A 5,359-nucleotide genomic window follows, 5' to 3' on the forward strand; every position below is an offset into this window, starting at 1 on the left:
ATGCGGACACACTTTTCTTTACTTAACCCTCTAGCACGGCACGTCCACCGCAGCGATGCGGTGGGGTTGGATCGTGAGGCTCTCCCCGGTGGATTCGAGCACCGCGGAGATGGTGGAGGGGGTCATCATCACGATGGAGATCCAGTCATGGCTGGTGGCACCCGCATAGTCCACGTAGTGCAGGCGCACCTGTGTGCCCGCGGTATAGGCGCGGCGCAGCTCGGACATGATCTCCCGCGGCGAGCGGAAGGTCCGGGTGTCCGAGGCCTTCGTGCCGTCCGCCGGGTCCACGGCGATGGCCTGGTCGTGGGCGCGGCGAAAACCCTCCACGGCGCCGTCGATCTCCGAGGCGATCTCGGTGGAGTCCCCAGTGATGTCCATGATGTTGCGCTGGGGAGTATCCACGCGAGACGGGACACGAGCCGAGTGGGGTTCGGTGGCGGAGCCCTGCTGGAATGCCCTGGTGGCGTCGTCAATCAAATACCGCAGGGACTGGGGAACGGACGAGAGACCGCCGGGGGACATGCGATCCAGGAAGGCCTCGATGTCCTTCCATGGGGCGTCATAGCGCTTCGGCCCGATCAGGCTGAATACGTCGCCTTCGCGGCCGTCCTCGCGCACCAGGGTGGCGGTGAGCCCCAGACGGCGGCGAGACTGCAGGTCGGAGGTCATGCGGAACACCGGGGCAGGCAGCAGGTGAACCTCGTCGTAAATGATTAAGCCCCAGTCGCGGGAGTCGAACAGCTCCAGCGCCCGGTATTCGCCCTTCGACTTGCGCGTGACCACTTGGTAGGTGGCGATGGTCACGGGGCGGATCTCCTTCTTCTCTCCGGAGTATTCGCCGATTTCATCCTCCGTCAGGGAGGTGCGGCGCACTAGCTCGTCCTTCCACTGCCTGCCCGCGACGGTGTTCGTCACCAGGATCAGGGTGGTGGCCTTTGCCTTGGCCATCGAGGCCGCGCCGACCATCGTCTTGCCCGCACCACATGGCAGCACTACCACGCCCGAGCCGCCTTCCCAGAAGCTATCGGCCGCCATCTCCTGGTAGTCGCGCAGCTGCCATTCTTCGTGTTCCTGCGACAGCTCGATGGGGTGTGCCTCGCCGTCGACGTATCCCGCCAGGTCCTCTGCGGGCCAGCCGACCTTCAGCAGTTCCTGCTTGAGCCTGCCGCGCTCGGAAGGGTGCACAACGATCGAGTCCTCGTCGATCTCTGCGCCCAACATGGGCTTGATCTTTTTGTGACGCCGGATCTCCGTCAGCACAGCCCTGTCCGTCGTCTCTAGCACGAGCCCGTGCGCTGGGTGCTTGATGAGCTTCAGCCGCCCGTAGCGATCCATCGTGTCGGCAATGTCGATGAGCAGCGGCTGCGGGGCGGGGAACCGCGAGTAGGTTTCCAGCACGTCCATGATCTGCTCCGCGTCGTGCCCTGCCGCGCGGGCGTTCCACAGCGCCAGCGGGGTGATGCGGTAGGTGTGCACGTGCTCCGGCGCGCGCTCCAGCTCCGCGAACGGTGCCAGCGCGGTGCGCGCCTCCTGCGCCTGTTCGTGGTCGATTTCCAGCAGCACGGTCTTATCCGACTGCACAATGAGCGGTCCGTTTCCAATGCCCACGCTGTGTGTCACTTCCTTTTTGTTTATCGACGCCACCGCGACGGTGTTGCTCAAGCCAAAGACATCATTTTACGCTGCAGTGGTGCGAACTCGTGCTCCACTATGCTGAGACCCATGATTGCTCAGACGGGAAATCTGCGCCAATGGCAGTATTTCGTGGCTTTAGCGGAGACCGGTAGTTTTACAGCGGCGGCAGCGCGACTGGGAGTGAGTCAGCCGCCTGTCTCCAATGCCATTAAGCGCTTAGAAGCTGGTGTAGGTACACCGCTATTTATCCGAGGGGCGGGGGAAGTGAAACTAACCGAGGCAGGGTTGACCTTGCTTCCATATGCCCGGGTGATTAATCGCGATCTTCAGACTATGCATTCGATGATTGACGGTATCCGAAGTGGTGCGCAAAGCGGGTTTCGTTTGGCCATCAGTAGTGCGCTTCCAAGCGAGATAGGATCGCGTATTGCAGCAAAGGCACAGCAGCATGATGGAGTAGTTTTGTCGTCACTGCCTTCTGTTGAGATTCTTGCCCGTGTTGAAGAAGGCGCTATTCATGCGGGGCTTGTTCAAGCTCCGGTTCCCTTGGGTACTCACCGCAGTGCGAGGCAGTTTTCTCTGTCACGTGATCTAGTGGTGCCGCCGGGGTATTCAAGGTTGGATAAGACCTTGTCTCAATTGAATCTGCTGGTGGAGAACCTGAATGACAATTCAAGTGCAGCCAGTGGTTTGGCGAGAGAGCTATTTCGGTCGGGTGTGTCTTGCGAAATTAATGATTCAGAGGATGCTCTAGGTAGGGGCTTATTGATTGGAAGAGGGGAGGGGATGTCTTTGGTATTTCGCGGTTTTCACCAGTTTGACAATGCTATTGAGCTTCCTTCCCGTTTCGATTTTTCCGTGGATGTAGTGGTTCGCCGAGGTGGGATGGACAATGGCGCCGAGGCCATGGCGGTCGCCGAAAGAATTTGTCGAAGGATTAACCAATGACTGCACGGATGGAGATGGCCCTGGAAAACGTGTTGACGCGGTCGGGGTGTGAGGGATGGTGGTGTGCATCGCGACTGCACGATGGGGTGACTATCGGACGCAAACAAGACGAGAAAATTACGGTGGCATCCTTATATAAAATCCGGCTCCTCCACCTCACTTTGGAAGCGATTCAACGAGGTGATCTGGATCCTCGTCTTCGTGTTGACGTTGCACCGTCCAAAGGAACTTACGAAGGGTATGGGTTCGCTGCCTTTGATGACGCAGTGAACGTGAGTCTCCGAGACTTAATGAAACAAGTCGCATCGGTGTCAGATAACGTGGCCGCCCACGAGATTTTGCGTCTACTGCCTGCGTGGGCTCGAGAAGCATTTCTTAAACGGTTTCCACCTCATTATGACTTGCAAGATCGGAATAGCTTAGTGACGGCGGAGAAACAATTGCGTCAATATGTTCAATCCCAAGGGGGGAGTAGTACAGATATAGCGTTTTCTGCAGTCTCTTCGTTGGCGGAAATAACTAATGACTTGGAACAGGTTTGGAAAGACGATAGTGCAGCGGTACGTCGATCTATGTGTGAACTCTTGGGGTTGCAGGTGTGGCGTCACCGTGTTCCTTCAGGCTTTCCTCCAAGCGGCGTTGATATCTATGGAAAAACGGGCACTGTAGGACTTCTCCATGGTGAAGCTTCGATTATCCAGGTTGAGGGCGAGGAGCCCATTGTGGTGTCCATCATGCTGAAACAGGTGGTGCCAGAACAAGCAATGAGTACTCACGATGGTGCTATTGGCGAAGTGGCTAGACTGCTCGTGGACGCTCTTCGTTAGAATTTCTGCCACTTGAATACACACTTCTACCATCGCCTATATGTGAATGAAATGAGACAATTGCATTATGTGATATTGGTGGCATCCAATGCGTCTCACTTAACGTCACTCCCATGATGACTAAGCACAATCGTTTCCGTCAGTCGGTGATTGCACTCTGTTCGCTCTCCGCAGTGATGTTGAGCAGCTGTTCAGCTCTACCGTGGGAATCAGACTCAGACGTATTTCTCAAAGCTTTCAACGCGGGAGATGACAGCAAGGCTGCACGGTATCTGGATCATCCAGACCCGGAGCGCGCCCTTCATGAATTTCGGCAGTCACTTCATGGTGTGAAGGTCAACATCGAAAAATCTGATATTTCCAATGGAAAGCAGAATACTCATGTGACTTGGTCCAAAGATGGTGTGGAGTTGGAGAGCAATGGTCGGCTCGTCCTTAGTGGACAGGATGGTAAGCCTCAATGGTTGCCTTCGATCTTCGAAGCTCAGTTGAGCGATGATTCCGCACTCTTTTTTGCTGAAGATAAACAGTACGATCTTCCAATTAAAGATCGCTTGGGCAATGAATATATGACCTGGACGAAAGTTATTCAGGTACGAGGTCGCAAAGATATAGCCTCTAGAGCGCAGGAATTGGCCCAGATTTTTGCACCAGTGTCTCCCACAACGACTAAGGAGTGGATCGAGCAGACCTTGGGAGAGTCTCAGGATGAAGACACCGTGCTCCTCACTTTGAGGCAGGAAGAATTCCGGAAGATACAAGAGCAACTTAGGACCTTTGAGGGAATTTCCACTGTGGAGCAGGGGCGTCTCTTAAGCGTGTCCAAAACTCTTAACTCTCCGCTGGATGCTGAATTGAACAAATATTGGGAGTCAGTGCTCGATGCTAATTCAGGATGGTCGATACGCGCTGAGAGTTCACAAGGTATGACGACGGTAGCCTCTGAGCCGCCTCGCCGAGTTCAGCCAATCGCAACCACTCTGGATAACACACTGCAAAGCGCAGCAAAACAAGCAGTGGACAGTGAGCAACGTGCCGCAGTTCTAGTCGTGCTCAATCCTAGAACAGGAGGTGTCCTTGCCGTTGCACAAAATGACAAGGCAAATAACCAAGGGCCAATCGCACTCACCGGGCTATTCCCACCGGGATCGACGTTCAAAACTGTGACCACAGCGGCGGCACTAGAGGCAGGGGCAGTCAGCATGGATGAGGAACTACCTTGTCCTAGCAATATCACCGTCGCTGGACGCACGATTCCCAACGATCATGACTTCGATCTAGGTAGCGTTCGACTGGAAGAAGCTTTCGCCCAATCATGTAACACAACCCAAGCGGTCATTTCGGATCGTTTGGGAGAAGATGATCTGCAACGGACTGCTTTAGAACTCGGAATTGGCTCCGACTTCGACGTACCAGGGATGACCACACTTACTGGTTCGGTGCCGCGGACACCGGCTGGACCTCCTCGTGTGGAGGCTTCTATTGGACAGGGCGAGGTTCTAGCTAGTCCATTTGGGATTGCGCTCATGCAATCGACTGTCGCTAACGGCGGCTTGCTTGTTCCTCCACAGCTCATTCAAGGCGAACAGACAGTAGTGAATAAACAGGCAGACCAGCATGTCAGCGATACAACTATTCAAAGCCTCCGGACGATGATGAAATCAACAATTGACCACGGTTCAGCTAGGTCGTTGAGTGATCTTAGTGCACTTGGCGGAAAGACTGGTACAGCAGAAATTGATGGCAAGCTTTCCAATGGCTGGTTCGCTGGAACGACAGGGGAATTGGCGATTGCGTCCCTTGTAATCGAAGGAGATTCTTCTCAGCCAGCTGTGGAAATGGCCGGGCGTTTCCTTCGCTCGCCGGATGTTCAGAAATTCTCTGGAATTCAATAAACTTGCGTCATAACCTCTAGCACGGGTTAAGTAAAGAAAAGTGTGTCTTTT

Annotated in this window: 4 protein-coding genes; 3 read left to right on the top strand and 1 reads right to left on the bottom strand. The window is 55.0% G+C overall.

Annotated features, from left to right (window positions below; translation table 11 throughout):
* Positions 1-30 precede the first annotated feature (30 nt).
* Positions 31-1,611: a helicase-associated domain-containing protein gene (locus tag HMPREF3135_RS09470; RefSeq protein ID WP_016421371.1), complete on the bottom strand. Its 1,581-nt coding sequence runs from the start codon at positions 1,609-1,611 to the stop codon at positions 31-33.
* A gap of 114 nt (positions 1,612-1,725) precedes the next feature.
* On the opposite strand from HMPREF3135_RS09470, the gene HMPREF3135_RS09475 reads away from it, so the two are divergent.
* From HMPREF3135_RS09475 to pbp2m, 3 genes are all read left to right on the top strand, one after another.
* Positions 1,726-2,586 carry a LysR family transcriptional regulator gene (locus HMPREF3135_RS09475; RefSeq protein ID WP_012360809.1) on the top strand — a complete coding sequence of 287 codons (861 nt, stop codon included), beginning with the start codon at positions 1,726-1,728 and terminating at the stop codon, positions 2,584-2,586.
* A complete protein-coding gene (locus tag HMPREF3135_RS09480) occupies positions 2,583-3,413 on the top strand; it encodes a serine hydrolase (protein WP_012360808.1) in 831 nt (276 codons plus the stop codon). Before HMPREF3135_RS09475 ends, HMPREF3135_RS09480 begins: the two co-directional genes overlap by 4 nt.
* Positions 3,414-3,526: 113 nt before the next feature.
* Positions 3,527-5,308, top strand: coding sequence for a penicillin-binding protein PBP2M (gene pbp2m / locus HMPREF3135_RS09485; protein WP_049172619.1), 1,782 nt, complete (start codon positions 3,527-3,529; stop codon positions 5,306-5,308).
* Positions 5,309-5,359: the final 51 nt, after the last annotated feature.

The organism is Corynebacterium sp. HMSC14H10 (assembly GCF_001807105.1).
Lineage (GTDB): Bacteria > Actinomycetota > Actinomycetes > Mycobacteriales > Mycobacteriaceae > Corynebacterium > Corynebacterium jeikeium_D.